The 25,443-nt window shown below is 37.9% G+C and carries 26 protein-coding genes and 1 pseudogene; 6 read left to right on the top strand and 21 right to left on the bottom strand.

All coding sequences use genetic code 11. The features are described 5' to 3' along the window. Window positions 1-58 precede the first annotated feature (58 nt). From rbsK to ACIQZA_RS20735, 15 genes and pseudogenes are all read right to left on the bottom strand, one after another. The gene (rbsK, locus tag ACIQZA_RS20800) at window positions 59-940 is read right to left on the bottom strand and encodes a ribokinase (protein WP_402883638.1); all 882 of its coding nucleotides are present in this window, start codon (window positions 938-940) and stop codon (window positions 59-61) included. 443 nt (window positions 941-1,383) lie between these two features. Continuing rightward, window positions 1,384-1,554, bottom strand: coding sequence for a hypothetical protein (locus ACIQZA_RS20795; protein ID WP_185903359.1), 171 nt, complete (start codon window positions 1,552-1,554; stop codon window positions 1,384-1,386). Further along, on the bottom strand, window positions 1,551-2,762 hold the full coding sequence (locus ACIQZA_RS20790; protein WP_402883639.1) for an MFS transporter: 1,212 nt from the start codon (window positions 2,760-2,762) through the stop codon (window positions 1,551-1,553). Before ACIQZA_RS20790 ends, ACIQZA_RS20795 begins: the two co-directional genes overlap by 4 nt. Window positions 2,763-2,780: 18 nt before the next feature. Beyond that, entirely contained in the window at window positions 2,781-4,055 is a 1,275-nt protein-coding gene (locus tag ACIQZA_RS20785; RefSeq protein ID WP_402883641.1) for a tetratricopeptide repeat protein, read from the bottom strand. A 243-nt stretch (window positions 4,056-4,298) separates the two neighbouring features. Continuing rightward, on the bottom strand, window positions 4,299-4,889 hold the full coding sequence (gene leuD / locus ACIQZA_RS20780) for a 3-isopropylmalate dehydratase small subunit (RefSeq protein ID WP_402883643.1): 591 nt from the start codon (window positions 4,887-4,889) through the stop codon (window positions 4,299-4,301). 30 nt (window positions 4,890-4,919) lie between these two features. Next, window positions 4,920-6,329, bottom strand: a complete 1,410-nt coding sequence (gene leuC, locus ACIQZA_RS20775) for a 3-isopropylmalate dehydratase large subunit (protein WP_400934557.1) — start codon at window positions 6,327-6,329, stop codon at window positions 4,920-4,922. Window positions 6,330-6,346: 17 nt separating this feature from the next. Continuing rightward, complete coding sequence (leuB, locus tag ACIQZA_RS20770) at window positions 6,347-7,447, bottom strand: 3-isopropylmalate dehydrogenase (protein WP_400934555.1); 1,101 nt, start codon at window positions 7,445-7,447, stop codon at window positions 6,347-6,349. Window positions 7,448-7,617: 170 nt separating this feature from the next. After that, window positions 7,618-7,959 carry an alpha-isopropylmalate synthase regulatory domain-containing protein gene (locus ACIQZA_RS25585; RefSeq protein WP_427495567.1) on the bottom strand — a complete coding sequence of 114 codons (342 nt, stop codon included), beginning with the start codon at window positions 7,957-7,959 and terminating at the stop codon, window positions 7,618-7,620. Window positions 7,960-8,042: 83 nt separating this feature from the next. Further along, window positions 8,043-8,366, bottom strand: a pseudogene (locus tag ACIQZA_RS25580) (2-isopropylmalate synthase); the annotation flags it as partial. After that, a complete protein-coding gene (gene ilvC, locus ACIQZA_RS20760) occupies window positions 8,347-9,381 on the bottom strand; it encodes a ketol-acid reductoisomerase (protein WP_400934553.1) in 1,035 nt (344 codons plus the stop codon). The gene ilvC and the pseudogene ACIQZA_RS25580, both read right to left, overlap by 20 nt. 98 nt (window positions 9,382-9,479) lie before the next feature. After that, window positions 9,480-9,995, bottom strand: a complete 516-nt coding sequence (gene ilvN, locus ACIQZA_RS20755) for an acetolactate synthase small subunit (protein WP_049664470.1) — start codon at window positions 9,993-9,995, stop codon at window positions 9,480-9,482. Then, the gene (gene ilvB / locus ACIQZA_RS20750; protein WP_400934551.1) at window positions 9,992-11,758 is read right to left on the bottom strand and encodes a biosynthetic-type acetolactate synthase large subunit; all 1,767 of its coding nucleotides are present in this window, start codon (window positions 11,756-11,758) and stop codon (window positions 9,992-9,994) included. Before ilvB ends, ilvN begins: the two co-directional genes overlap by 4 nt. A 463-nt stretch (window positions 11,759-12,221) precedes the next feature. Further along, window positions 12,222-13,892: a dihydroxy-acid dehydratase gene (gene ilvD / locus ACIQZA_RS20745; protein ID WP_142507030.1), complete on the bottom strand. Its 1,671-nt coding sequence runs from the start codon at window positions 13,890-13,892 to the stop codon at window positions 12,222-12,224. A gap of 356 nt (window positions 13,893-14,248) precedes the next feature. Beyond that, window positions 14,249-15,571 carry a D-arabinono-1,4-lactone oxidase gene (locus tag ACIQZA_RS20740; protein WP_402883646.1) on the bottom strand — a complete coding sequence of 441 codons (1,323 nt, stop codon included), beginning with the start codon at window positions 15,569-15,571 and terminating at the stop codon, window positions 14,249-14,251. Then, window positions 15,559-16,734 (bottom strand): amino acid deaminase/aldolase, encoded by a 1,176-nt coding sequence (locus tag ACIQZA_RS20735; protein WP_402883647.1) that lies wholly within the window; start codon window positions 16,732-16,734, stop codon window positions 15,559-15,561. The genes ACIQZA_RS20740 and ACIQZA_RS20735 overlap by 13 nt, the downstream gene beginning before the upstream one ends. 413 nt (window positions 16,735-17,147) lie before the next feature. Between ACIQZA_RS20735 and ACIQZA_RS20730 the strand changes: the two genes are divergently transcribed. Further along, window positions 17,148-17,693, top strand: coding sequence for a cysteine hydrolase family protein (locus ACIQZA_RS20730; protein ID WP_142507033.1), 546 nt, complete (start codon window positions 17,148-17,150; stop codon window positions 17,691-17,693). 194 nt (window positions 17,694-17,887) lie between these two features. Beyond that, on the top strand, window positions 17,888-18,145 hold the full coding sequence (locus ACIQZA_RS20725) for a GlsB/YeaQ/YmgE family stress response membrane protein (protein WP_142507034.1): 258 nt from the start codon (window positions 17,888-17,890) through the stop codon (window positions 18,143-18,145). Window positions 18,146-18,533: 388 nt separating this feature from the next. Here ACIQZA_RS20725 and ACIQZA_RS20720 read toward each other — a convergent pair whose 3' ends face one another. After that, window positions 18,534-19,229, bottom strand: a complete 696-nt coding sequence (locus ACIQZA_RS20720) for a lytic transglycosylase domain-containing protein (RefSeq protein ID WP_402883650.1) — start codon at window positions 19,227-19,229, stop codon at window positions 18,534-18,536. Window positions 19,230-19,397: 168 nt separating this feature from the next. Between ACIQZA_RS20720 and mscL the strand changes: the two genes are divergently transcribed. Continuing rightward, entirely contained in the window at window positions 19,398-19,787 is a 390-nt protein-coding gene (gene mscL, locus ACIQZA_RS20715; protein ID WP_400934543.1) for a large conductance mechanosensitive channel protein MscL, read from the top strand. 106 nt (window positions 19,788-19,893) lie between these two features. On the opposite strand, the gene ACIQZA_RS20710 is transcribed toward mscL, so the two are convergent. Further along, a complete protein-coding gene (locus ACIQZA_RS20710) occupies window positions 19,894-20,130 on the bottom strand; it encodes a Rossmann-fold NAD(P)-binding domain-containing protein (protein ID WP_402883651.1) in 237 nt (78 codons plus the stop codon). Next, the gene (locus ACIQZA_RS20705; RefSeq protein ID WP_402883653.1) at window positions 20,127-20,441 is read right to left on the bottom strand and encodes a Rossmann-fold NAD(P)-binding domain-containing protein; all 315 of its coding nucleotides are present in this window, start codon (window positions 20,439-20,441) and stop codon (window positions 20,127-20,129) included. The genes ACIQZA_RS20710 and ACIQZA_RS20705 overlap by 4 nt, the downstream gene beginning before the upstream one ends. 185 nt (window positions 20,442-20,626) lie before the next feature. Here ACIQZA_RS20705 and ACIQZA_RS20700 point away from each other — a divergent pair, with 185 nt between their 5' ends. Together ACIQZA_RS20700 and ACIQZA_RS20695 are read left to right on the top strand one after the other, a co-directional pair. Further along, window positions 20,627-21,760 (top strand): methionine biosynthesis PLP-dependent protein, encoded by a 1,134-nt coding sequence (locus ACIQZA_RS20700; protein ID WP_400934541.1) that lies wholly within the window; start codon window positions 20,627-20,629, stop codon window positions 21,758-21,760. Further along, window positions 21,744-22,910, top strand: a complete 1,167-nt coding sequence (locus tag ACIQZA_RS20695; RefSeq protein ID WP_402883655.1) for an aminotransferase class I/II-fold pyridoxal phosphate-dependent enzyme — start codon at window positions 21,744-21,746, stop codon at window positions 22,908-22,910. Before ACIQZA_RS20700 ends, ACIQZA_RS20695 begins: the two co-directional genes overlap by 17 nt. 81 nt (window positions 22,911-22,991) lie before the next feature. Here ACIQZA_RS20695 and ACIQZA_RS20690 read toward each other — a convergent pair whose 3' ends face one another. Beyond that, window positions 22,992-23,420, bottom strand: coding sequence for an NUDIX hydrolase (locus tag ACIQZA_RS20690; protein ID WP_400934538.1), 429 nt, complete (start codon window positions 23,418-23,420; stop codon window positions 22,992-22,994). Window positions 23,421-23,510: 90 nt separating this feature from the next. On the opposite strand from ACIQZA_RS20690, the gene ACIQZA_RS20685 reads away from it, so the two are divergent. Next, window positions 23,511-23,975, top strand: a complete 465-nt coding sequence (locus ACIQZA_RS20685; protein ID WP_400935043.1) for a GNAT family N-acetyltransferase — start codon at window positions 23,511-23,513, stop codon at window positions 23,973-23,975. 45 nt (window positions 23,976-24,020) lie between these two features. Here the strand turns inward: ACIQZA_RS20685 and ACIQZA_RS20680 are convergent, their stop codons facing one another. Beyond that, window positions 24,021-24,191, bottom strand: a complete 171-nt coding sequence (locus ACIQZA_RS20680) for a hypothetical protein (RefSeq protein ID WP_400934537.1) — start codon at window positions 24,189-24,191, stop codon at window positions 24,021-24,023. Between the two features lie 172 nt (window positions 24,192-24,363). Next, window positions 24,364-24,879 carry a GNAT family N-acetyltransferase gene (locus ACIQZA_RS20675; protein ID WP_402883656.1) on the bottom strand — a complete coding sequence of 172 codons (516 nt, stop codon included), beginning with the start codon at window positions 24,877-24,879 and terminating at the stop codon, window positions 24,364-24,366. Window positions 24,880-25,443: the final 564 nt, after the last annotated feature.

Genomic DNA, 25,443 nt, shown 5'->3' with positions numbered 1-25,443 from the left:
TCAGACTAAAAGAAATAAAAATTATTATTATAATTTCGTAAGAGAGTTAGTCTTTCCTTCATTCTTCCATTCCAGCCATACGTGAGTAAACCGCTCCAAGTGTTGGCATTCCACCTTGTGCACCGAATTTCTCCACTGATAATGAAGCTGCAATATTTGCAAAATACACTGCCTGATCCAATGATTGCCCTTCTACTAAAGCATAAGCGAGTGCACCGTTAAACGTATCACCTGCACCTGTTGTATCTACTGTTTTCGTCAAATAGCCCGGAACATGAATAGGATATTCACCATCAAAATAGCGTGCGCCATCACTACCTAGCGTAATAATCATTTTATTAGGATACTTTTCTAATATTTGTTCAACATCATCTCCAAAAATTTCGGCACACTCCGTTTCATTTGGTGTGATATAGGCAATATCCTCCATCCATTGCACATCAAAATTAGCCGCTGGTGCAGGATTTAATAAAACAGGTACATTCGCTTCTTTACAAAGTTTTATTGCATAAGCGGTCGTTTCCGTTGGGATTTCTAGCTGCATAATTACCATTTGACTTTTTTGAATGATTTCTTTCGCTGCCTCTATATGCGCAGGCATTAACTCATAATTTGCCCCTGGTACTACTATGATACGGTTATCATTATTGTAGATTAAAATATTAGCAATCCCCGTAGGTGCCGATACGCTTGTAATAGCTTCAGTTTGAACATGCTCTTGCTGTAAAACATTGCGCAATGTTTCGCCAAAACTATCGAAGCCTACGCAGCCTATCATTGTGACTTCACTTCCTAGACGTGCTGCAGCAATTGCCTGATTAGCCCCTTTTCCTCCTGGAATCGTTTGAAAATCTTTACCAAGGATCGTTTCACCTTGCTTTGGAAAAACCCCCATTTGTACAACTAAATCCATATTTATGCTACCTATAACTGTAATCATCTTTTGACCTACCTTCCATCTTATTTTTCCATTTTAACTGAGAAAACAGTAGAAAGACAGGCCATTTACATTTGAAAATTATGGGGTACTGATCTTCTTACTCAATGTTCTGCAATGCAGTTTTTCACCACCCTATATTAGTTATACCTCGACATAATTGCGTCCGGAATCGGCTTTGTCCTCGCACAAAGAACTCCTTTCCGATTTCCGTGACATCCGCCGGAGGCTTTGGGCCAACAGATTTTTTTGTGCGAAAGCGCAGTGCAACGTAGCGGCAGCAACAGGATGGTGGTCACTCAGTCATTGCCACAGGACGTGGCGTTCTTCGACTGAGTTCCTCTATTTCAGCGGACGTTTGGAATCCGCATTCATCTCACCACCTATAAAGGTGGGAGACTTCTATACCTGTCGCTTTCGGTATAATAAACACTCGCTAAAAGAGGTTAAAGTTTTCCCAATAAACCTTTCCTTGCCTCTAATTCAATTTTCCTATCACAATCTTCACAGGAAAACTTCCCGTCCATATTTTCTTTATATAGTTTATATTTCCTTGTGCCTTCTACAACTTCAAATATTTTCTTACAAAAAATACAATGAACCTTATAGCTAATCATGATACCTCCTCCTTTAACCCGATGTAGTTTTTCGGGGAATATAGTACAAAATATAATGAGAGCGACAATAAAATACTTATAATACCGAAAATAATTGCCGTCATTTGAAGTGTAAATAATTCTGCAAACAGACCTAATAGTAAAGTAAAGGAGATTTGTAAAATATTTTGAAAAACACTAGAAATACTACCAAATCTCCCCATCATTTCAGGTAGTACATTTTGCTGATAAAACGTTTCATAACCAGTATTACTAAATGCCATAAAAAAGCCTAAAAAAACAAAACTTACAAATGCCAAAATACTCGATGTCGAGGCATAAAAAGCTGTATAAAACAGCATTGTTAGCAACAAGCCAAAAGCCATATATGACCGAGTGGACCATTTTTTGGCGAAGCTTGCAGCAACCATTCCACCTAAAATTGCTCCGGCTCCTGCACTACCCACAAAGACTCCATATAAGCTATCGGATAAAGCCAAATCTTGCTTTATAAATGTTGTTTCCTGAGAATCAAGCGCAAATGCAATCATTAATGTACTTTGAAACAGTAAATAAATCGTTATAAATAATGAATTTTGTCGAATGAAAGCTATCACCGCTAGATAGTCACTTTTTAGTATTTGCCAAGTAATACGTTGCAGTGAAGTTTCCTTCACATCATCTACATCAGGTAATATGTATATGATTAAAGCACAAACAAAAAATGTAAAACTGTTTAACCAAATCGTAATTGTTGTATTAAAAAGCATAATGAGGAGTCCTGCAAGTGCTGGACCTACTAAAAACGAGCCTGAATTGAACGTGCCAAGTATTGCATTGAATCGTTGTCTATCTTCTGAGGGAACTAGCTTTGTAATATAATATGTACTACTCGGTCCAAAGAAACTACTCGCTATATTCGCTAAAAATAACAGCATATAGATGAGCCAAATAGATTCCATAAACGGCATACAAAAAACTATGAAACCTCGTATAATATCAGTTGCAATCATCAACTTGCGTTTATTCATACGATCAATGAAAGAGCCAGCTACCAAACTTGTTAAAACTCTTGCTATTGGTCCGACAATAAAGATTCCAGCCATCGCTGCCGGCGATTGCGTTAAATGCCATATTAATAAATTTAGCGCAACAAGGTAAATCCAGTTCCCTAAATTAGAAAAACCTAAGCCCCCAATTAACAAACTGTACTTTCGAAGGATTTTCATGATAGTTCCCCCCTCATGTTAACTACTCATTATTATACGAACCTTTTCACTTGCCATAAATGCTCTTTCATAACAATTACTTGCTTGTTTATATGTAAGAAGCGTTTTATAAAGCTCTGCAAATAATGGTGCATAAAATAAAATTAAAGAATAATATTTTTGTTGTTCAAAATAACATAATGTTTTTTCTTCTAATGCTTTTAATGACAATTGTTCAATTTTCTCGCTAGAGATAAAACTAAGTACTTCAAATTGGAGTTCTTCATGCTTCTTTTGAAAAGATAAATCTTTAAAACGTTTAATCATTTGTTCCATTTTTTCAAGGTTTTTATGACGATATAAAGTTCGAATATAATTTACAACAGTAAGTGACTGACATTCAAAGATTAAGGATTTTTCATAATTCTCGATGGCTTGTTCAAATAATTCCTGGCATTCATAGCAATAGCCTAAATTATTATAAATAGAACTCATTTGATTGGGTGTTTGTAAATCTACAACATGTTCAACTAAATCTAAACTTGCCTCATATTCTTTAATAGCTTTTTCAAATTGATAAAGCGAATTTAAAATAACTGCTTTCATTAAATATAAATTCAATTGAAATAAGGGTACGTAATAATGTGTAAATACATTATTCGCTGCGTCAATATAATTTAATGCTTCCTGATTTTGATATTCTCGGTTATAAGCAAACGCTAAATTATATAAACAATAGGCATGCTCGAAGCTTTTTCCATTTTTATAATATTGCTCTATATCGAACTGTTGATTCATGTTGATTAATTCTGCATATTTTTCAGTTAGTAAATAATAATTACTGATTGTTAAAATGTGCATTTGCGTGATGCGATTAGATTCCCATTGAATAAACGGCATAATTTTTTCTAAAAGCTTTTCAGCTTCCATCATTTTGTTGTCAAAAAGTAAATAACGACAATGAACAATTGCATATTTAAGTTGTATTTCATCTATATAATCAGTTTTAGAATATGCAATAATCTTTTCACATTCTTTTGAAGTTAATGGTCGATGACGAATGATTTTCTCCCAAATTATCTCCAACTGTTCATTTAACTGTTCTTGATTTTCTGTATGTTGATGCAAATCAATATTTAATCGTTGTAGCAATAATTCATAAATTGCTTTATCAGCAATCACGAGACCGTTTTCAATACGACTCAAATACGAAGATGTACATATGCCAATTGCTAAATCATCTTGTTTAATCTGCTGTTTTTTTCGTTGTTGTTTAATTAACTGACCTATATTTCTAGTAAAGCTAACATTCAATTGCCCCACCTCTATTTATATTTTATCAAAATATTAAATCAATTTGTTGTGTAATTATACTAAAAATAAACATTTGAATATTTAATTTTCGAAATATATACACAAGATTATTGGAACTGGCGGGGAAATATATTTTCTTTGCTTCTTAATGTTTATCCTTCGAATTATTATTCCTTTTCTCAGCAATAAAAAAACTGAAGACAACTAGTATGTCTTCAGTCAAAAGCTCATCGGCTCCATCAATTAAAAAGCAACACGTTCTGCTTCGTAAGCAGCAATATGTTCTTCGTATTTGAAGGTTAGCGCAATTTCATCCCAACCATTCAGCAATGTTTCTTTATAGTAAGGATCGATGCTAAATTTATAAATTACACCGTCTTCACCCGTTACTGTTTGTGCTTCGAGATTGACTTCCATCGTGTATGGATTTTCTAAGCCTTTAGCTAAAATTTCATCACACTCTGCTGCAGTTAGTTTGATGGGTAAGATCCCATTTTTGAAGCAGTTATTATGGAAAATATCTGCGAATGATGGTGCAATTACTACATTGAAGCCATAGTCTAAGATAGCCCACGGTGCATGTTCACGAGATGATCCACAGCCGAAGTTATCTTGAGCTACTAAAATTTTAGAGTTTTTATATTCGGGTTTGTTTAATACAAAGTCCTTAATTTCATTGCCCTCTCCATCAAAGCGCCAATGGTAAAATAAATACTGACCAAAACCTGTACGTTCAATACGCTTTAAAAACTCTTTTGAAATAATTTGGTCTGTATCGACATTTTTACGATCGAGTGGTGTTATTACACTATTTACGATATTAATTGGTTCCATTTGCAATCATCCCTTCCGTGTAAATGGCATTTACACAGTTTCCTTTACGAATTCACGTACATCCACAAAGTGACCAGCAATTGCTGCAGCTGCTGCCATTGGAGGTGATACTAAGTGTGTACGAGAACCAGCTCCTTGGCGTCCTTCAAAGTTACGATTTGATGTTGATGCACAGCGTTCACCCGCTGGTACTACATCATCATTCATTGCCAGACACATTGAGCAACCTGTCTCACGCCATTCAAAGCCAGCATCTGTAAAGATTTTATCTAATCCTTCTGCTTCTGCTTGTTTTTTCGTCGAATAGGAGCCTGGCACAACGAGCGCTGTTACATTTTCATGTACTTTACGCCCTTCGATGACATTTGCAGCTGCACGTAAATCACTGATGCGTGAGTTTGTGCAAGAACCGATAAATACGTGTTGAATATCGATTGAAGTTAATGGTTGACCTTCCTCTAAGCCCATGTAGGCAAGTGCTTTGCGAAGAGCAACTTTATCTGACTCATCCTCATACTCTGACTGTGTTGGTACATTACTTGAAACACCTGAACCCATTGACGGATTCGTTCCCCAAGTTATGATTGGCTCAATTTCTTCTGCTTGTATAATACGAACTGTATCATATGTTGCATCTTCATCGGACGCTAAGCTTACCCAATAATCTGCTACTTCCTCAAACTTGTCTCCTTGTGGTGCATGTTTGCGACCACGAATATAGTCAACAGTCGTTTGGTCAGGAGAAATTAGTCCTGCCTTTGCACCCGCTTCAATTGACATATTACAAATTGTCATCCGTTCTTCCATAGAAAGCTTATGGATAGCCTCTCCAGTGAATTCCACAATATGTCCTGTGCCGACACCGATACCGAATTTCGAAATAATCGCTAAAATTATATCTTTGGCAGCTACACCTACCGGAAGCTCACCTTCTACACGAATTTCCATTGTTTTCGGCTTGTTTTGCCATAGAGTTTGTGTTGACAATACATGTTCTACCTCAGATGTTCCAATACCGAAAGCAATCGCTCCGAACGCACCATGTGTAGACGTATGGGAGTCACCACAGACAATCGTTTTACCAGGCTGCGTTAAACCTAGCTCTGGTCCAATCACGTGAACAATCCCTTGGTCAGGATGCCCCATTCCTGCAAGTTCAACGCCAAATTCTTCAGCATTTTTAGCTAACGTTTCGATTTGGTTACGTGCAATCGAATCATGAATCGTTGGTAGATTTTTTGTAGGTACGTTATGATCCATTGTTGCAAAGCTTAAATCTGGGCGACGTACTTGACGTCCGTTCAATCGTAGACCTTCAAAGGCTTGTGGAGAAGTTACTTCATGAATTAAATGGAGATCAATATATAACAGGTCCGGTTTGCCCTCTTCCTGATAAACGACATGTTTATCCCAAATCTTTTCAATTATATTTTTGCCCATTATCTTCACCTATTTCTTTAAATGTATGTTGTCATAATGCTTTCTGAAACAAAGCTTGTATCTATCTCGTTAATGACTTTATCTGTCCATTCATTCGTCGATAGTATACGACTACCATCACGTGCAAGATCTGCTGTGAAATAGCCATCATCAAATACTGCACTTACAGCACGTTCGATTTCTGAAGCCTCTTCTTTTAAGCCAAATGAATATTGTAGCATCATGGCAACTGAAAGAATGGTTGCGGCAGGGTTCGCTACACCTTGACCTGCAATTTCTGGTGCTGAGCCATGTACTGGTTCATATAGACCAAAATTATCTCCGCGAATAGAAGCAGATGGTAGAACGCCTAAAGAGCCTGTAATAACAGATGCTTCATCACTTAAAATATCTCCAAACATATTTTCAGTAACGACCACATCATAATAACTAGGATTTGTAATTAATTTCATAGCAACTGAGTCTACTAAATTGTGCTCTACTTGCACATCTGGATACTCTTTTTTCTTCGCTTCTACAACTTCGCGCCATAAACGACTTGTTTCAAGTACATTCGCTTTATCAACAGAGCATAATTTGCCTCCACGTAAACGTGCTAATTCAAAGGCATTTTCAACGATACGTTCAACTTCAGCAGTTGAGTAAACAGTTGTATCTATCGCGCCATTCTCAGTACGCATACGTGGTTCCCCGAAGTATACGCCGCCTGTTAATTCACGTACAATCATTAAATCGACGTTTTCGGCTACTTCACGCTTTAATGGTGAAGCATCTAGTAAACTCGGGAACGCCTTTACTGGACGTAGATTTGCGAATAAGTCGAAATGTTTGCGAATGCGTAATAATCCTTTTTCTGGACGTAATTCCGGTGGATTATTATCCCACTTCGGACCACCAACGGCTCCTAGTATAACTGCGTCACTATTTTCACACATCTCAATTGTTTCATCTGGTAGTGGATTATTGTGTTGGTCGATGGCAGCGCCTCCGATTGTTGCATAACTTAAATGGAATGTATGGTTGAATCGCTTACCAATCACCTGCAATACACGTACAGCAGAAGCAACAACCTCTGGCCCTATTCCGTCACCAGGAAGTACTGTAATTTTTTTCTCCATCGTCAAAACACCTTTCTTTGTATAGCGTTGAACTACGCTATTTTAGTAAGACTCTCACCTATATTTATAGGTGAGGTCATCAATATTACGACTACACGTAATCGGAATCATTGCGTTTGGATGTGAATGATGTTGACTCTATTCACTACTATTAAAATTGCTGACATTGATTAACTTACAGATTGTGTACGAAGGCTTGCTTGGATTAAATGACGGTTGATGGCATTTAAATAAGCTTTTGCCGATGCTTCTAAAACATCTTGTGATGAATTTCGTCCGGTTGTTGACATACCATCATATCGAATATTAATCACAGCTTCGCCTAATGCATCTCGTCCTTTACCAACCAACTTAACTCGATAATCAACCACATGAATATCTCCTTGAACAAGTTGCTCAAGTGTATTGAAAATAGCTTCTACCGAGCCCGAACCCGTTGCCACAACTGTCTTTTCTAAACCTTCTGATGTTAAAAACAATCGCTGTAGCTGTTGGTATATTTTCTGTACCATATTGTACCTGTACCATCTTTAATTCGTAGAGTGGAACATCTTCTATTTGAACTTGTTCCTCAGTAAGAAGCGTTCGTGTATTCCATATGAATTGGGGAAGTTGCTAGGAAAATATGAATGTGTGGTTGTTCGGCCACTTGAATCGCTTCCCACGTTGTGCCGATGTCTTTTTGTACACAACGAGCTAAGCCTGTTACGATAGAGTGTTTCACTGTTTCTGCAATACGATTTACCGCCTCAAAGTCACCTGGTGACGAAGCAGGAAAACCTGCTTCAATAATTGTCACTCCTAGGCGCTCCAGTTGCTTGGCGATTTCAATCTTCTCTGCTGTGTTTAGATTAATACCAGCAGATTGTTCGCCGTCGCGAAGTGTTGTATCGAAAATATCAATTTTTCGTACTTGCAGCCACTTCTCTTACGACCTTTTCTTTACCTTCGTTGATGAATGGCATCATAGCACGTAATTTAGCACCAACTTCTTCGATTTGGTGGTTTGCACCAGCTTCTTTGAATTTTGTATATTCTGGACGACCGTTTTCATTTTCTTGAATCCAACGGCGAGCGAATGTACCATCTTGGATATCCGTTAATACATCTTTCATACGAGCTTTAACTGAGTCATCGATAATGCGCGGGCCTGCAACATAGTCGCCCCACTCTGCTGTATCTGATACTGAGTAACGCATTGTTGCCATACCACCCTCAAACATAAGGTCAACAATTAATTTTAGTTCGTGAAGTGTTTCAAAGTATGCTAGCTCTGGCTGGTAGCCTGCTTCTACTAAAGTTTCAAATCCTGCTCTAACTAATTGTGTAGCACCGCCACAAAGTACAGCTTGCTCACCGAATAAATCAGTTTCAGTTTCTTCTTTGAATGTTGTTTCAAGTAAACCGCCACGAGCTGCACCGATTCCTTTACCGTATGCAAGAGCTAAATCTTTTGCTTGACCAGTTGCATCTTGATGAATTGCGAATAAACCTGGTACACCAGCACCTTCTTGGAATTGACGACGAACTAAGTGTCCTGGACCTTTCGGAGCAACTAAGAATACGTCTACATCTGCTGGTGGTGTAATTTGACCGAAATGAATGTTAAAGCCGTGTGCAAACATAAGTGCTTTACCCGCTTCAAGATGTGGAGCAATTTCAGCCTCATATACCGCTTTTTGGCGCTCATCTGGAAGTAAAATCTGGATAACATCTGCTTCTTGCGCTGCTTCCGCAACAGTCTTTACATCTATTCCATCCGCTTTTGCTGCATCGAATGATCCGCCTGGACGAACTCCTACAACTACATCGAATCCTGATTCTTTAAGGTTTAATGCATGTGCATGACCTTGTGAACCATAACCGATGATTGCGATTTTCTTTCCTTTTAATACTTCCTCGTTGATGTTTTGTTCATAGTACATAGTAGCCATTGTTTTTTCCTCCTAATTTTGGGTTTGTTTTTTTCAACCTCAGATGCAAGTAAGCCAACAAGGGCTATGCATCCAAAGCTGTGAATTTTATATGCAAACTATTTTAAAATAGAGAGCTGCGTATTTGAGATTTTTTGTGTTTCACGAACAGATGCAGTAGCCCCTGTACGCGTTAATTCTTTAATACCATAAGGTCGAATTAGTTCAATAAAGGCATCAATCTTATCTGGATCGCCTACTACTTGATATGTGACAACGTTTTTCGCTGTATCAATAATTTGAGGACGGAATGGTTCCACTATTGAATTCATTTCTAGTCGTAAGTTTGGTGGTGAAATTACCTTCACAAGCGCTAACTCGCGTAGCACGATTGATTTATCTGTAATATCATTGACCTTTAATACATCAATTTGCTTCGATAATTGCTTCACTAGCTGTTCAATTTTACGCTCATCCTCAACGTTTACAACAAAAGTCATTTTCGAAAAGTTTGGTTGCTCTGTATGACCAACTGTGATTGATTCAATATTAAATTGACGCTTCATAAGTAAGCCTGTTACACGATTTAACACACCACTTTGGTTAATCACTGTTACTGTAATTACTCGTTTCAATTCTTTTTCACCCCAATCATTTCATGTAGGCCTTTGCCTGGTGCTACCATTGGGTAAACACATTGGCTCTGTTTTACACGACAATCAATTAAAACTGGCTCATCGGAAAGTAGTGCCTCACGGAAAATACTTTCCGCTTCATCGATTGTGTTTATTCGGTAGCCTTTAAGACCATATGCATCCGCTAATTTAACAAAATCTGGTTGGATCGGCATTAATGAAGATGAATAACGCTCCTCATAAAATGTTTCTTGCCATTGGCGTACCATTCCTAGACAGCTATTATTTAAAATCACTACTTTTACCGGTAAGTTGAATTCTTGTAGTATGGAAAGCTCTTGCGCAGTCATTTGGAATCCTGCATCACCTACAATGGAAACAACTTTTTTGTCTGGTTTCGCAAACTGGGCGCCAATTGCAGCTGGGAAGCCGAAGCCCATCGTACCAAGTCCACCAGACGTTACCCATCCGTGATCATTGTTTAAGCGATAATATTGTGCAGCCCACATTTGATGCTGGCCAACATCTGTAGTAACAATTGCGTCACCTTCTGTAATTTTATGCACAAGCTCTAGTGCTTCCTGCGGTAAAATCTCTTTGTCCCCTGGCTCCTTGCTGTACCATAATGGATATTCATTTGCATGGTTATTTAAGTACGCTAGCCATTCAGTTGTATCAGGACCATCAAAGTCCTTTTTCAATAATGCTTTTAATGCTTCTTTGGCATCTGCAACGATTGGAATATCTGTCGGCACGTTTTTTCCAATTTCCGCTGGATCAATATCGATGTGTATAATTGTTGCATTTGGAGCAAATGTTGCTAAATTACCAGTTAAACGGTCATCAAAGCGAGCTCCGATATTCAACAGTAAATCTGATTTTGTAATAGCTGTGTTCGCTGTTGCAGTTCCATGCATTCCTGCCATACCTATGAATAATTCATGCTCTCCATGAATTGAACCCAGTCCTAATAGAGTGTTTGCTACTGGAATTCGATATTTTTCAGCGAATGCTGTTAACTCTTCTTTAGCATCTGCAAAGAGGACACCCGCTCCAGCTAAAATGATTGGATTTTTGGCCAGTGAAATCGCCTGAATGGCCTTTTGAACTTGTAAATAATTCGGTTTGTATGTTGGTTGATAACCCGGTAAATAGATTTCATCAGGAGCCTGTGGTGGATTCTCCACATCAAATAACATTTGAGAAACGTTTTTCGGGAAATCCACTACAACAGGACCCTTCCGACCAGTGCTGGCAATATGGAAAGCCTCTTTAACAATACGCGGGATATCATTAACATCCTGTACCTGATAATTGTGTTTCGTAATGGGTGTCGTAATTCCCATAATGTCCGCTTCTTGGAAAGCATCTGTACCAATCACAGATGTTGAAACTTGACCTGTGAATACAACTAATGGGATGGAATCAATCATTGCATCAGCAATACCAGTTACTAGGTTTGTTGCCCCAGGACCGCTTGTCGCAATAACAACACCTGTTTTATTTGAAACACGCGCATAACCTTCCGCTGCATGGATTGCACCTTGTTCATGTCTAGTTAAAATATGACGAATCGGATTTTTATACATTGCATCATAGATTGGTAGTACCGCTCCACCTGGGTAACCAAAAACAATTTCAACACCTTGTTCATGCAGTGCTTGCACTAATACGTCAGCACCATCTTTCGCTTGATAGGTTTGTTCAGCTTTTGCCGTTGTTGCTAATTCTTCTTTCTCATTGATAGAAACATTCGTACTCATCAAATATGCCTCCTTCTTATCATTCAATTTCACATCAGTAATGTGCATCATTGAAGTATTACAAACTGGCTATCTCCTTGAAAAGAGATGACAGACTCTTTTAACGTCCTAAAAAAAATAAAAAGCCTTTTTCTCCACACGCAAAGAATTACCTTACGTAGGGATGAAAAAGACTTTCCATGGTACCACCCTTTTTTATAGCAAATAATTGCTACCTCGTGAATAAATATCAGCATTTATGCACCAATGCGAGATCATTCGCATCCAATACGGTGTCATAAATTATTTATTCATTAATAACGAGCACTTTCGATTATGCCCGGAGCTATCTAATGGCGAACACGCGTTTAATAGCTCACTCAGAGGGGATGTCGGATCTAGTTGTATTGCCGGCTTCCAGCACGACCGGCTCTCTGGTAATACAAGGCTCTAGAACCTTTAACCTCATCAACGCTTTATCTTTTTAAATTTTCATAACGCCACCTGTAGAGGCGCTTGTTACTAATTTTGAATATCTTGCTAGCCAACCGCGCTTAATTTTCGGTTCAAATTCCGGTAGTTTTGTACGACGTTCAGCTAATATTTCATCCGAAACTTCTAAATTAATAGTACGATTTGGTAGATCAATCGTAATAATGTCACCGTTCTCTACTAAAGCGATTGGACCGCCTTCTGCTGCCTCTGGTGAAATATGTCCGATTGAAATACCACGAGATGCACCTGAGAAACGTCCATCTGTGATTAACGCAACTTTTGTGCCAAGACCACGACCTTGAATCGCAGACGTTGGTGCAAGCATTTCAGGCATCCCTGGGCCACCTTTTGGTCCTTCGTAGCGAATGACGACTACATGGCCCTCTTTAACTGTCCCGTTATCGATATTTTCTTGTGCGGCTTCTTGTGAATCAAAGACGATTGCTTCGCCTCTGAATACTTTAATAGAAGGGTCTACAGCTCCTACTTTAATAACAGAACCATCTGGCGCAATATTACCAAATAACACTGATAAACCACCAACTGGGCTATATGGATTGTCTTTCGTACGAATAACTTCAGCATTTGTAATATGATAATCTTTTACAAGCTCACCCATTGTTACACCTGCAACTGTTGGTCGATCTGGGTGAATGGCACCTGGGATAGATGCTAATTCATTAATAATGGCACTAACGCCACCTGCTTTATTAATATCATCCATTGAAATATCTGAAGCAGGCATGATTTTCGCTAGATATGGCACACGTTCTGCCACTTTATTAATATCTTCAATGTTATAATCGATTTCAGCTTCATTGGCGATTGCTAGTGTATGAAGGACTGTATTTGTCGACCCCCCCATCGCCATATCAAGTGCAAATGCATCATCAATTGCTTCTTTAGTAATAATGTCACGAGGTTTGATGTCCTCTTTAATCATACGGACTAATTGTTTAGCAGCTTCTTTAATAAGCTTATGGCGCTCTTCAGAAGTAGCTACGATTGTTCCATTACCTGGTAAAGCTACCCCTAGCATTTCCATTAAGCAGTTCATAGAGTTTGCAGTAAACATTCCTGAACATGAACCACATGTTGGGCATGCATTGTTTTCAATATCTAACAGCTCTTCAGCTGACATTTTGCCTGATTTATGAGCCCCTACACCTTCAAAAACGGATGTTAATGACAATTGCTTGCCAGTAACAGATGTTCCTGCCTCCATTGGACCACCAGATACGAAAATGGACGGTACATTAGTACGAACTGCTGCCATTAACATTCCCGGTGTGATTTTGTCACAGTTAGGAATATAAAATACGCCATCGAACCAGTGTGCATTAATAACAGTTTCAGCAGAATCTGCGATAATTTCACGACTCGGTAAAGAATAACGCATACCAATGTGCCCCATTGCAATACCATCATCTACACCGATTGTATTAAATTCGAATGGAATACCACCCGCTTCAATGATGGCCTCTTTGACAACATCAGCAAATGTACGTAAATGAACGTGACCTGGTATAATGTCGATATATGAATTACAAACACCAATAAATGGCTTACCTAAATCTTTCGCTTTTACTTTGCCTGTTGCATATAAAAGACTTCGATGCGGCGCACGATCTACGCCTACTTTAATCATGTCACTTCTCATTTTAAACGCCCCTCATTTATTGCTATGTTCGTTGCTATATACGAAATGTTCTGTCTATTCCATTTTTGCGTATATGTTAATCTCTTAGGAGATTACTAACTGCTGTAACGAACGTGTTAAATTGTTGTAATCATAGTACGAAAAAAAGGTCTAGTCAACAGTATTTTTAGAATTGTTTGAACAATTTAAATAATACATAAAATTTGAAATCGTTTTCATGCTGATTAAGTGTCATTTTTATCTCGCTCCGAAGAATATTTTGACATTTTGTTCAAATTTTATTTTTTTAAATAATCTATCAATAATGTTGCCAAATCCTCCAAAAGTGGTTGGACAGCTTTTTAACGAGATAGCGCTTATAAAGTAAATAATTTTCTTAAGTACCCTGTCAAAAACACATGATCAGGATCATATTGTCTTTGAATGGCTAAAAATTTCTCGATATCTGGGTATAGCTCGTAGACATATTTAGCAGTTAAATGACTTAGCTTACCCCAATGCGGTCGTCCTTTATATTTCTTCATCATCGTATGGACCCATTCAAAATAAGGATCTTCCTGCATTCCTTTATACATATGAAAGGCAATAAACGCTGATTCTTGTCCTTGGGTAGGACTTAAAAAACCAGCTTCCCCTGCCGTTGTCCGACATTCTACCGGAAAATGCACATTAAAAATCCCACTTTTAAAGGTTGCGTGGATCTCTTCTATACATGCTCCAAATTGTGCTAACGGAATAGCATATTCACTTTCTTGGAACTTAACGCTACGTGGAGACGGATAAATTTCATAGCTTATCCCCGTTTTCTCCCCCTCCATAACATTGGCTGCTGCTAATTTACTCATAGCGCCACTTAACGCAGGCTTCCATTTACAAAGTTCAGACATAGCAAAAAAAGCACCGTTCTCTACTATTTGAAGCTTCAATGTTTCGATTCTCTTATTCCAATTACTCTGATAAACAGGCGCTATAGCGTTCATGCGCTTCACTTGAATGGTTTCGCTACCTGGGAAATAAAACCACTCAACATGTCGATGCTGTCGAATATCTTCAGCAAACATCGCCAGCCCATTTGCTAAAGTATCCCTTGTGCTCACATAATGTAAGCTATAAAGAGGTATCACCTTGATCGTTACTTTCACAAACACACCAAGCATACCAAGTGAAACATGCAAGGCTTCTGATAAATTATCCATTCCTCTCGTATGCTCCCTATAAGTACCTGTACCATCTACAAACCCCCATCTTGTTACAGCTGAGGATAACGAACCGAGTGTTACACCTGTTCCATGGGTACCCGTTGACACTGCTCCTGCAATCGTTTGCTCTTGAATATCTCCCATATTGATAAGGGCAAATCCGTGCTTCGCAAGCAATGGGCCTATTTCATATAAATACGTTCCAGCCCAAAGTGTCGCCTCTTGCTTCTCCTCATTTACAGCTATGAGCCCACGCATATTATGTAAAGAAAGTGCTATATGTTCAGGCATCGCAACAGCGCTAAAGGAGTGAGCTGCACCTGTGACACGAATCGTTTTTCCTAATTCACGTGCATGCTTCACGATATTTGTAACCTCTTCAATAGAGCGAGGCAAGTACATCTCAGATGGATAAGAGATGACATTACCAGCCCAGTTTGTCCACTTCTCACCATTTTTCCACTTATCTATAGAAAACATTGTCCATCCCCCCTGTAGGTTGTATAAGTTCCTACATACTTGTCTCCTCTAATTCCATGTAGTTCTTGAAATCTTTCACAAAGTTCACCAGCCTTCGCATGTCGAAAATAAAGCGTGTCTCCTATATTAACTGTTTTACGCTTTACTTTAACGGGTGTTTGAACTTCTCCTGCTCCTTCTAGACTAAGATATGAAAAAAAGGTCGGCTCATAGAATACCGGTAAACGATCAGCACTAATTGTCCCAGACGCCGTATAACCTCCACCATGACAAACAACAATATTTCTTTCTGGCTTTCTTGTTACACTTAAAGCAAATCCAGCTGCCTTTTCCAGCTGTAGATGCGTAAATTGATCAAACAAAGCTGGAGCATAAAATGCAGAGCCAACCGTAATTTCTGTTATTTCCTTCTGTTGTGCCGTGTATGCCATACTCCCTGAACCACCACCATTCACAAAGTGCAAGCTTGGAAAATACGCTTTTATATGCGCAATTGCTAATCTACGAAACTGGGTAACTTGCTTTTTAGCTTGCAATTGCATTACTTCAATAAATTTCCCTTTAACAGCATTGACTGGACGATTACCGACTCCTGCAATTTGAGCCTCATAGCCCATCGCTCCAACCACCTTAATAAATTCTTGATTTTTAATATAGTCGAGGAATGGTGTAAGTGACTCAAGTGAATGAAGCGAAGAGCGTTTTGTACCAAAATAAAGCAACTTAAAATCGTTAGATACATTAATATCAATACATACTTGCACGCGTACACTTAGCTCTTGCCCTAGCTCCGCCAAAAATCTGACATGTTCCCGCTTATCCACCATAAAGGTGACCGTTTTTCCCGCCTTTACGAAAAGTAATAACTGACGAACAGCAGTTTCCTCCATCACCGGATATCCTATTAATAAATTATCAAAATGCTGTTGCAGTAAAAATATTGTTTCTGCCGCTGTAAACGTCATAAATCCCGTCACATTGGGTAGATTCTTTTGTAAATAACGTAATATCTCCACAGAACGAACTGATTTCGTAGCGATACGTATTTTTTTCTGTCCACAAGCATTGTGTACTGTTGAAACATTGTGATCCAATGCATCAAAATCCAACCAAGCAAATGGACGTTCTAGTTCATGAAACGCGTGATTAAATCTAGTGGTCATGCTATCATTCCTTTATTTGTACTTTTTCTTTAATATTCATGTTAAAAATTATATTAAAACAATAAAAAACAACCGTGGACATATAATCAAATTTGCCTTCACGGTTGTTTTAATAATGGACAAGCATTTAACTCACCTTTCTATTATGTTAAGAGATTACGAGGAAAATATGAAATCCGCTGCTAAATTTAACAATACTAGCAGATGTATGCCTGCAATCAGTAATCCTTGGCGATTTAAACGTTTCATAGCTGTCATATTCATATAGACCACTCTCCTTTTTTCACATTATACTCTCAGAAAAGTCAATTTTCAAACTATTCGTAATATTAAATAAGAATCATTTTTCTGACAAACAGGCCCAAATATGGCATGATAAAAGTGAAATTATACCTATAGGGAGAGTGAAAAGGTTGAAAAAGGCTTTATTAGTCATTGATTATACGTATGATTTTGTCGCTTCTGATGGAAAACTAACTTGTGGAGAGCCCGGTCAAGCATTAGATAAAAAAATTTCATCCTTAATTCAAAAATTTATGACTGAAAACGAATTTGTCGTTTTTGCGAATGATTTACATGAGGAAGATGATCCGTTCCATCCTGAAACAAAGCTATTTCCCCCTCATAATATTCGCGGCACTAAAGGACGTCATTTATTTGGGCAAGTTGGCGAAATTTATAAGCTTCACAAGGATAAAGTTTTGTGGCTCGATAAAACTCGTTATAGCGCTTTTGCCGGAACCAATTTATCGATTTTATTGAATGAGCGAGGAATCAAAGAAATTCATTTAGTTGGCGTTTGTACTGATATTTGTATTTTACATACAGCAGTTGATGCTTATAATTTGGGCATTTCAACAGTTGTTTATGCAGATGGTGTTGCAAGTTTTGATGCTGCAGGTCATGAATGGGCATTACGTCATTTTGAACATACATTAGGCGCAACAGTTGTTAAGTAATTCATTTTCGCCTTCCATCTTCAGAAACGGGAATCTTCTGTACGTGCTGCTACGGTCAAAAAAACAATGCTGAATGACAAACATTATCGTGAATTTGTAATAATTACTAACGAAGCGAGACGCGGTTAATTTACTTCATTCAGGGCATAACTAAACAATCGCCATTATATCTTAATTTTAAGGAGATGAAAAAAATGATTAGCTTCATTTGGTATTTAATCATCGGCGGAGTATTAGGTTGGTTAGCTGGCGTAATTTTAGGTAAAGATGTACCTGGCGGCATCATCGGAAATATTGTTGCAGGGGTTGTGGGTTCTTGGATCGGTAGTATGGTTCTTGGCAACTGGGGTTGGCGAGTTAGTAACTTTTACGTATTCCCAGCATTAATCGGTGCGGTCGTTCTGATCTTCATCGTAAGCATTATTCTAAAAAGTATGCGTAAAGCAACCTAAATATGTAATAAAGAGCCATCATTTTTGATGGCTCTTTACATATATTTTTGAAAATAAAATGATCAAGGAATTTACATGAGTTTGTTGAGTCCTTTTCGCATGTAAAATATCCATTATCGAATTCCCCTTTTATAATAACAAATGATTTAAATTACATAACAGCTGATGTGGTTGATTGTGAGGCAGGGCTACTCCTTGGCGATTAGCAATAGAGGAACAAAGCCTAAAACCATCACATTCTGTGATAACACCTTCGTGACCAACACCATGTTGGCCAAAAGACCATGCAAGCATCGCGAGTGAAGTGGTTCATCGGACGCCCCCAGGGAAGTGCCATGTAGGAACGGAAATTACCGCCCATATTTTGCTAAATCGTAATAGAGATATTTTACTTTTCTTTATAAACGACTGCTTCCTTTAGCTCGTCATGATAGTCATTATACAAATTGAAATAATGTAACACCTTTTTTACATACTCATCACTATGATTGTACTTAAAAACAGCTTGCTTTATATGACCATCTGCTGCACCATTTTCCGATAAATAATTCGCAGCACTAAATATAGCGTCCTCAATATCATAAGGATCTGCTATGCCGTCTCCATTAGCATCTACGCCATACCCACCATATTTTTTAATGGTTTCTGGATTTATTAATTCAGCCTTCGATATGTCCCCTTTTCCTAACCCCGAGCAGGAAGGATGTTGCCAGCCGACAAAAGTACAAGGCATAAATTGCATCGGTCCTTCTGCCCCAGCTGGTGAAACAAGCGACTTCATTGAGGAAAATCGTGTTTCAATTCGATGATGGGCAGCAAGTAAAGTCCAAGGTACGCCGTACTTTTCTTCTGCTGCTACATAGATCGGAATATATTGCTCTGGAATTTTCATATCGAAATTTTGTTGAATTTCTTCTAGTGCTTTTTCCCGTGCTAATTTTTCAAATATAGGTAATGTTTGTAGCTCCTTCCATGCAAAAAAAGCGAAAACACAAACAGTTATCGCTATTGGTATTAATAAAGCTATCATGCCCAATTGAGCGGAAGGCGATAGCATTGGTTTTTTCTTCTTTTTTTTAGTCATATGTCACACCTAATCTTTTATTCTATTTCTATATTACCAAAATTTTTGATTATATAGCAGATTTTTCGGTATATAATTACCACTACTTTAATAGTTGAAAAGGGAGGGGGAAATATAGTAAAATATAATTCGATTATTTTATATGGATAATAATAGGAGGAATTGATTTTGTGGAAAGACTTTAAAGAATTTGCTATGAAAGGTAATATTGTCGATCTAGCAGTAGCAGTTGTAATTGGTGGTGCTTTCGGTAAAATTGTTACCTCTTTAGTTGAAAATATCATTATGCCATTAGTCGGTATCTTAACTGGTGGTATTGATTTAACAGAAAGTTTTAAGTATGGCTCAGGTAACGCTCAAGTAAATTTAGGCGTATTTTTACAGTCAATTCTTGACTTTTTAATAATCGCATTTGCAATTTTCATGGCATTACGAATTATGACTAAGCTATCTCGTAAAAAAGAAGAGGCTGTTGTGGAAGAACCAGCACCAGAATTAGATGCTAAAGAAGAGCTTCTAAAAGAAATTCGAGATTTATTAAAAAAAGAACACGCTTAAATTGAAATCAATTATGCCTCGGCATTTCAGCGGGCTGCAAGAAGTTGAAAAGAATCTGTCTAATTACCTCGACTTATACCGAGGTAATAGGCAGATTCTTTTTTCTTTAAGGTCGTAAATTCCATGGTTCAAAAACGCCTACATGTTTTTCCGGTACTTCTTGTTCTATTGCATCGATAATTCCTTGGGCAATTTCACTATTTGTTAGCCATCTTGAAGAGTTGTTGTCTTCAATGATAAACCCAAGTTTCACCACTCTATAAGTTATATTAGAAGGGATATTATTTTTTGTACGTTCATTATTTACGTAAGAGCTACTCCCTTTAATATGGTATAAAATCACATTCTTCGTGTTAGGAATTGCTCGAAAAAGCGCCTCCCAGACTCTTGTATCAGAGCCATGAATCCAAGAAAAACACAATCAAACGAACCATGTGTTTCTTGAGACCCCATTAACGCCGTTTTAAAGCTATTATAGTTCGTATAATCAACTATTAACGGTGACAATTTCGAAGAATAGTTAGCTTCATTTATCAAACTTTGCATTTTCTTTTGTTGTCTCCCGATAACGGTTACATGATTTCCTTGCTGTATAAGCCATAAAGAAACATCCTTTAGCATTCCTGTTCCGCCTATTACTAACCAATGTTTCATCGTTTCTTCCTCCCTCTCACATTTCCTACTATCCCTAGATGATTTAATATAAACAATCTCGCTAATTTTCTGAAATTATCTTGTTCTTCTTTAGTATACATGTTAAATTGGTAACAATTATTGAGATTATGGGGAAAAGAAGTAATAGATTCCCCTTTTATTCTGATGAAGAAAAGAGTGACGACATGACAAACAGCAGAAGTATTGAAACAAAACTTGTACAACTTGGGAATTTAAGTGATCCTAGAACTGGCGCTGTCAGCCCACCTATCCATTTATCGACAGCTTATAAACATACAGGTATCGGTGAATCCACTGGTTTTGATTATACACGTACAAAAAATCCAACTCGTGCTCTATTAGAAGCAGGAATTGCCGATTTAGAGGGCGGAGATGCGGGCTTTGCCTGTAGCTCTGGGATGGCAGCTATTCAATTAGTTCTATCCTTGTTTAAGCCTGGTGATGAATTAGTGGTGCCTGATGATTTATATGGTGGTACATATCGACTTTTTAATTTCTTTGAAGACACATACAATATTAAGCCTGTCTACTCAAAATTTGAATCAGTTGAACAGGTAGAAGCATTAATCAACGACAATACGCGTGCTCTATTTATAGAAACGCCAACAAATCCGCTTATGCAGGAATTTGATTTGCAAGTATATGCAGAATTAGCTCACAAGCATGGGGCTTGGTTAATTGTCGACAATACGTTTTACACACCATATTTCCAACGTCCAATCGAACTAGGTGCAGACATTGTCATTCATTCGGCTACTAAATATATTGGCGGACATAATGATGTGTTAGCTGGTTTAGTTGTCGCAAAAGGTACTGAATTAGCCGAACGTATTGGCTTTATTCATAATGGTAGCGGTATGGTTTTAGGTGCAATGGATTCCTGGTTACTTATTCGCGGATTAAAAACGATGCATCTTCGATTAAAGCAGCACGATGCGAACGCCAAAGCAATTGCCTCATATTTAGAGGAAGAAGAGCTTGTAACAGACGTGCTATACACAGGAAAAGGTGGCATGCTTTCATTCCGCTTGGCAAAGGCGGAGTGGATTGACCCATTCCTTCGAAACTTGAAGCTAATTACTTTTGCTGAAAGCCTTGGCGGTGTTGAAAGCTTTATTACATATCCAGCTACTCAAACACATGCGGACATGCCTTATGAGGAGCGTATTGAACGTGGAGTATGTGACCGATTACTACGATTTTCTGTTGGAGTTGAAGAGGCTGAAGATTTAATTACGGATTTAAAACAAGTATTCGGTACCCTTAGAAAAGAGGTTAAAAATGAAGCAGCATATTGAAACAAGTCTAATTCACGCAGGTGTCCGTGACGGCTATGAAAATAAAAAAGGTGCAGTCAATGTCCCTATGTATGTTTCATCTACTTTCCATCAGGAGAGTATCGATGAATTCGGCGAATATGATTATGCACGTTCTGGCAACCCTACGCGGGATGCATTAGAAAAAGCAGTAGCTGAGCTAGAAGGCGGCGTACGTGCCCATGCATTTTCTTCTGGGATTGCTGCTGTATCTGCAGCATTAATGCTATTATCTCAGGGAGATCATATTGTCATTACGGAGGATGTATATGGAGGAACATACCGCTTCGTCTCCAAGGTTTTACCACGCTTTGGTATTTCTCATACTTTCGTTGATTTCACAGATTTAACAGCAGTAGAAGCAGCCATTATACCAGCTACAAAGCTACTCTATATGGAAACACCGTCAAATCCAACACTTGGCATCACTGATATTCGCGGAGTCGTAGCACTTGCCAAGCAGTATAATTGCTTAACATTTTTAGACAATACGTTTATGACACCTTTACACCAACGTCCACTTGAGCTAGCTGTCGATGTTGTTATTCATAGTGCGACAAAGTTTTTATCTGGGCACTCTGATATTATCGCGGGATTGACAGTAACAGCTGACGAGAAGCTTGGTCAGGATCTGTACTTTATCCAAAATTCATTTGGCAATATATTAGGTGTACAGGACTGCTTTACTCTATTGCAAAATATTAAAACAACCGATGTACGTTTTAGTCGTTCTGCTGAATCGGCACAAAAGATTGCAGAGTTTTTAGCTACAAATCCCCTTGTCGAGCAAGTATACTATCCGGGACTTGCATCACATCCTGGCTATGAGATTCATCATAGTCAATCCACGAGTGCAGGTGCAGTACTATCCTTCCGCCTACCAAGCTATGGAGCTGCAAAAGCGCTAGTAGAGGCGATGAAAATTCCAGTTTTTGCTGTCTCTCTTGGCGGTGTTGAATCGATTTTATCCTACCCTGCTAAAATGAGTCATGCAGCAATGGAGCCTGAGGAGCGCGCAAAACGTGGTATTACTGATGGACTTTTACGTTTCTCAGTAGGACTTGAGCATGTTGATGATCTAATCGCCGATTTCGCTCAAGCATTAGAGGTAGTTGTCGCAAAGGCTTTATAACCACAAAACAACCGCGTTTCCTATTTACGGAAACGCGGTTTTATTCATTAAATGTACCTTCTATATGTTTGTGCTTAACAATCAGTTGTTCACACGAGCTAACACTCTATATAAATAATCTCCATGTCCCTTCACCAAAGTTACTTCTTGTTCATTCGATATCCAGTAAAATGAAAATTCTAAGCCTGCTTCGTTTACACCTGTCGGACAATGCTTCCAAGAATCTCGTTCTTCATTTGTCGTTAAATGATAAAAATAGCGTTTTTGTAATAGCCCTGAATGATGATTAAAATAATCCTGGGCAATTAACCCCTTCACTTCTAAAAAGGATAAACCTGTCTCTTCAAACATCTCTCGTGTTACTGCCTCTAGCGACGTTTCCCCTTCCTCTACCGTGCCTTTAGGAATTTGAATTCCTGCTCCTTCTGTATTTTGCTCAAATACTAACACTTGTAACTGACCCTCATGCTCTCTCGTAATATAGCCAAATGCCTTTTCAACAACTTGCATGAAGTCATCCCCTTTCGCGTCATTTAATGTTACAATAAATAGAAAAATTGGAATTGTTGGTGAAAAGTATTGATATCAATTATACGGCATATGCAAAAGAATGACATCATTTCTGTACAAGAAATTGCCAAAAAGAGTTGGCATCAAACATACAAGGGAATTATCCCAATTGAGATTCAAGATTGTTTTTTACAAGCTGCTTATAGTAGTGATCAATTACTAAGTCGTTTAGAAAAAAGTCTATTTTTAGTTGCTATACTTGAAGAATCAATAGTAGGCTTTGCAAATTTTTCAAATGTTGTAGATGGTGAAGCAGAACTTTACTCCATATATTTACTTCCAGAAACTCAGGGCAAAGGAATTGGTACAACCCTATTACAGGAAGGGATCAAAATGCTTCCAGATTTAACATCACTATTAGTTTGTGTAGAAAAGGAAAACACGAAGGGCATGAACTATTATCAAGCGAAGGGCTTCAAGAAATTGGAGGAGTTTGACGAGCTATTTGATGGTCATTTATTAAAAACAGTTAAACTAGGGTTAAATATAACTTAGTGTAACGGAGCTATAACTTACGCCGTTACACATTTTTTATGTCATCTATGAAAGATTGAATTGCTCTGATTGGATGACAAGTGCTGTTAACCCTGAATTACTTCCAGATTCATGTGCTTCACCTGTTTGCCAAAGAACACCTTCTCCAGTTTTTATAAATACTTGCTCTTGATCCTCACCGCAAACCCATCCTTCACTGTGGTACAGGCGCCTCATGCATCCCAACGACACCACTAGGCTCTATATACATGAAGCCAATATTTGTAGGCTACTCTGTTTTCATGATTTTCGTATAAAAAGCATCTATCGATTGATAATTATTAATTTTGGTTAGCCAATTCTTGTGTGAAATTATATTTTTTCAAGTAAGGATTCCCCTTCAAATTTTTTATACTATCTTGTACATTAAAATATCATCTATATATTTATTGTCTTGTAGCTTAATTTCATTTATTTTTCTTCCTTCTTCAACAAATCCCATCTTTTTATAGAGCGCAATAGCCCTTTCGTTTGTTGAAAATACGCCAAGGCTAATTTTTTCGATATAAGGGTTGTTCTCTGCCCATTCTAGTAGCTTTTCAATTAAGCGTTTGCCAATCCCTAGACCACGATATTTATTAAGCACCATCATACCAAAGGTACCTGTATGTGCTAATCGTTTTCTTTGTGGCGATTGAAATACAAGCCACCCAACTATTTCCCCTTGATATTGTGCGATAAAAATTGTTTCTCGTTCATTTGTTATTTTCGCTTGTATCCATTCTCTTTGCTCATCAATCGTTCGCTGAAATTCATCTATTGTAGTGATTAAGTAAGTTTCTTCTGCTAAAACTTCTTTCTGGATTTCCAACAAAGCTTCAGCATCTTCTTGATAAGCAACCCTAATTTTGATATTTTCTGTCATTAATCCACTCTCCTTTTATACTTACGAAGTCTTCTTAGGTGATTCATTTTATATTTTGTTGAGTATGTAGCATCAAGTACTTGCTGATTCGCTCCGTTTAAACTATTGACAAGCTTTTCATTTGTTTGAATATACAGAATAATTATAACGATAACATTAAGTTCAATCTCTTCGTTAAATTAGCCTGCTGTTCCGCACGAATAGTCTGTTGTTCAACCAAAATTAATTTCCCTCCATCCTTGAAAATTGAAGCGATTTTTTGAGCAATCTCTTCTAGAATATCTTGCAGTTGAATTTGGTTATCGAATAACTTACATGCTTACGCCCCGATTGTTACAGCGTCCTGTTCTTTTTACTGTTTGAGAATTTACACCCTTAGTTTAAACATTCGTAGATTGGAGAAAATTAACCGTATTCGTATAGGACGTTATCTTCATAATAAAAATGACCCCCTCTTTATTTGTGTTAAAGACTATATATAAAATAATACTTGGATAAATTTACAATTTCAAGAAAATAAAAAACCCAGAATATTTTCTGGGCTTGATGACACTTACTTTTCTA

The sequence above is a fragment of the Lysinibacillus sp. NPDC096382 genome, from assembly GCF_044762845.1.
Taxonomy (GTDB): Bacteria; Bacillota; Bacilli; order Bacillales_A; family Planococcaceae; genus Lysinibacillus.
This window is presented reverse-complemented; position numbering and strand designations above follow the sequence as displayed.